4 protein-coding genes are annotated in these 2897 nt (G+C 73.0%); 1 reads left to right on the top strand and 3 read right to left on the bottom strand.

Annotated elements, in window-relative coordinates:
* Positions 1–171: 171 nt before the first annotated feature.
* Positions 172–420 (top strand): WhiB family transcriptional regulator, encoded by a 249-nt coding sequence (locus ACFWIA_RS15335; RefSeq protein ID WP_385496282.1) that lies wholly within the window; start codon positions 172–174, stop codon positions 418–420.
* A 15-nt stretch (positions 421–435) separates the two neighbouring features.
* Here the strand turns inward: ACFWIA_RS15335 and ACFWIA_RS15330 are convergent, their stop codons facing one another.
* The 3 genes from ACFWIA_RS15330 to ligD all read right to left on the bottom strand — a co-directional run bounded on the left by ACFWIA_RS15330 (position 436) and on the right by ligD (position 2596).
* Complete coding sequence (locus ACFWIA_RS15330) at positions 436–873, bottom strand: cupredoxin domain-containing protein (RefSeq protein WP_387004460.1); 438 nt, start codon at positions 871–873, stop codon at positions 436–438.
* A 162-nt stretch (positions 874–1035) separates the two neighbouring features.
* Positions 1036–1386 carry a hypothetical protein gene (locus ACFWIA_RS15325; RefSeq protein ID WP_387004458.1) on the bottom strand — a complete coding sequence of 117 codons (351 nt, stop codon included), beginning with the start codon at positions 1384–1386 and terminating at the stop codon, positions 1036–1038.
* A 169-nt stretch (positions 1387–1555) separates the two neighbouring features.
* Positions 1556–2596 (bottom strand): non-homologous end-joining DNA ligase, encoded by a 1041-nt coding sequence (gene ligD / locus ACFWIA_RS15320; RefSeq protein WP_387004455.1) that lies wholly within the window; start codon positions 2594–2596, stop codon positions 1556–1558.
* Positions 2597–2897 lie beyond the last annotated feature (301 nt).

Raw genomic sequence — 2897 nt, 5'->3', positions numbered from 1 at the left:
CCACACCCCGCAAACCGTTTTTGTTCCATGTCTGGGGGGCTCGTATTTGTTTATAACCCCCCGGCCCGGGACGGTTGTCCCGGACCCCCGCCGACGGTTGTTCGAGGGCACGGGTCGGGCGATGAACAGGGCGTTGATCGTTCGTTTTTCCGCGGGCGGCACCATCACGGCATGCAGACTGACCGTGTCATCGAACAGGACGTCGCCTGGGACCGCGCCCTGTGCGCGCAGACGGGCTCGGAGTTCTTCTTCCCGGAGCCCGGCAGCTCCGTGCGGGAGGCCAAGCGCATCTGCCGCATGTGCGACATGCGGGAGGCGTGCCTCCAGTACGCCCTGACCCACGACGAACGCTTCGGCGTCTGGGGCGGCCTCTCCGAGAAGGAACGATTGGACCTGCGCCGGGCCGCCGACTGGGGCTGACCGCCCCGAGCGGGGTCAGCGCACGACGAGGGTGCCCTTCATCGACGGGTGGATCGTGCAGAGGTACGGATAGCGGCCGGCCTTGTCGGGCGCGGTGAAGGTGGCCGTCGCACCCGCGGCGATGTCCCCGGTGTCGAAGGACGCCGAGCCGGTGGCCGTCAGGGTGTGCGCCACCGAGTCCTCGTTGACCACCGTGACCTCCGCCCCGGGAGCCACCTCCGGTTCGGCCGGGACGAAGGCGAAGTCCCTGATCACCACGACCGTCCGACCGGCGGCCGGGGACGACACGGCCGGCGCACTGGTGGCCGAGGGGGACGGGCCCTCGCCTCCGCCGCCGTTCGCACAGGCCGTGAGCTGAGCCAGCCACAGCGCGGCGAGCAGGGCCGCCACGGACCGGGGCGGCAGCCGGCGGAGCGGGGCGGCGGGCGGACGGCGCGGTGCGCTCTGGTGCACGAAACCTCCCGGGGGCCGGCCACGGCCGGGCGGTGTCGCGCGGCCCGGACGGCAGGGCCGTCGGGCTCCACCAGACGCCCCGGCCGCGCCATCGGCCACCGGGGCGACCCATCCGGGTGACGGTCCGCGCGTGCGGGCCTCACCGGGCCGCCGCGGGGCGGGTCAGTGCCAGAACACGACGGAGCGCAGCTCCAGGCGGTCGGTCGCGGGGCGGCCGTGCGGACGCAGGTCCCAGGTGTCGCCCGTGCACTGGGGGCCCTGGAAGACCGTGGCCCACTCGTCGGTGTTGTTCCAGGGGGCGAACGCGGGCGGGGCGGCGGGGTCGGCGACCTCGGGCAGCGTGAGGCACTCGCCGCTCGGCGGGTCGTGCAGGACGGCCGGCTGCGGGTGTCCGTCCGGGCCCCGGAAGCGGTACGCGAAGTCACCGGAGGCAGCGGCGGCGGGTCCCGGCACGGCCAGCAGGAGGGTGAGGGAACCCGCGGCGGCGGTCACGACAGCGGTACGGAGGCGCATGGGGGGCCTTTCACGAGGGAAGCGGTCGCGGTCAGCGAACGACGCTCACCCTAGGTCTCACCCTCAGCGCATAAACGATTCCGCAGGGCTACTCGATCGTGTGGTTCGCGCTCCCCCACCGTTGCGCCGTCGCACCGGACCCGCCCGCCGGACCGGACCCCCGTCGGGCTCAGGAGCCCTCGTCGCCCGTCGTGTCCCGCGCCCGGCTCGGCTGGACGCGCTTGGGTTCGCCGGGCATCTTCGGGTACTCCGGCGGGTAGGGCAGATCACCGAGGCCGTGGTCGTGTTCGTCGCGCCGCGCCAACTCCAGCAGGGGTTCGAGCGAGAACCGGTGGTCGTCCATGTCCCTGTGGACGTCGCCCAGCTCCGCGTACCGCACCGGCATGGTGGCCAGGTCGAAGTCCCGGGGGGCGACCTCGTCCACTTCCTCCCAGCGCAGTGGTGCGGAGACCGGCGCGTGCGGGCGGGGGCGCACCGAGTAGGCGGAGGCGATCGTCCGGTCCCGGGCGGTCTGGTTGTAGTCGACGAAGATGCGTGTCCCGCGTTCCTCCTTCCACCAGGCGGTCGTCACCCGGCCGGGCATCCGGCGTTCGAGTTCCCGGCCGCAGGCGATGGCGCAGCGGCGCACCTGGGTGAAGGTCCAGCGCGGTTCGACGGGGACGAAGACGTGCAGCCCCCGCCCGCCGGAGGTCTTGGGCCAGCCCCGCAGGCCCAGCCCGTCCAGCAGGGCCCGCAGTTCGTGGGCGACGGCCACCGCGTCCTTGAAGTCGGTGCCGGGCTGGGGGTCGAGGTCGAGTCGGAGTTCGTCGGGCCGATCGGTGTCGTCCCGGCGCACCGGCCAGGGGTGGAAGGTGAAGGTGCCGAACTGGGCGGCCCAGACGACGGCCGCGACCTCGGTGGGGCACATCTCGTCGGCGTAGCGCCCGCTGGGGAAGGTGATGTGGGCGCGGGGAATCCAGTCGGGGGTGTTCTTCGGTGCGCGCTTCTGGAAGAAGTGCTCGCCGTCCACGCCCTCGGGGTAGCGCTCCAGGGTGGTGGGGCGGTCGCGCAGGGCCCGCAGGATGCCGTCGCCCACCGCGATGTAGTACCGGGCGAGGTCCAGCTTGGTGAAGCCCCGCTCCGGGAAGTAGACCTTGTCGGGACTGGACAGTCGTACGGTCCGCCCGCCGGCCTCCAGCTCGATCGGCTTGCCGTGGCTGCTCGCGCCCATGACCGTCACAGTAGGCGCGGGGCGAGGGGGCCGCACATCGGGGAGCCCGTCGCCCGGAGTCCGTTTCCGCCCGGACGCACCGCTCCCCTCGTCCCACCGGTGGGGCGGGTAACGAGGGGAGCGGTGCGGACGGTGCGGGACGGCTCAGCCGCCGAACTGTGCGCGCAGGTGCGCGTCCAGTCGGGCGGCGCCGATCTGCGTGGGACTGTTCGGTGGGGGTTACTTGGGGTCGTTGTGGTACTTGGCGGTGGCCCAGAGGTAGCCGAGGGTGGTGAGGGCGAGGGACCAGGTGAGGGTGAGC

The sequence above is a fragment of the Streptomyces sp. NPDC127068 genome (assembly GCF_042724695.1).
GTDB lineage: Bacteria > Actinomycetota > Actinomycetes > Streptomycetales > Streptomycetaceae > Streptomyces.
This window is presented reverse-complemented; position numbering and strand designations above follow the sequence as displayed.

Bases quoted from the DNA above. Each gene is read 5' to 3' on its own strand.
- ACFWIA_RS15325 (WP_387004458.1), bottom strand. From the start codon at position 1,386: ATGCGCCTCCGTACCGCTGTCGTGACCGCCGCCGCGGGTTCCCTCACC.
- ligD (WP_387004455.1), bottom strand. From the start codon at position 2,596: ATGGGCGCGAGCAGCCACGGCAAGCCGATCGAGCTGGAGGCCGGCGGG.
- ACFWIA_RS15335 (WP_385496282.1), top strand. From the start codon at position 172: ATGCAGACTGACCGTGTCATCGAACAGGACGTCGCCTGGGACCGCGCC.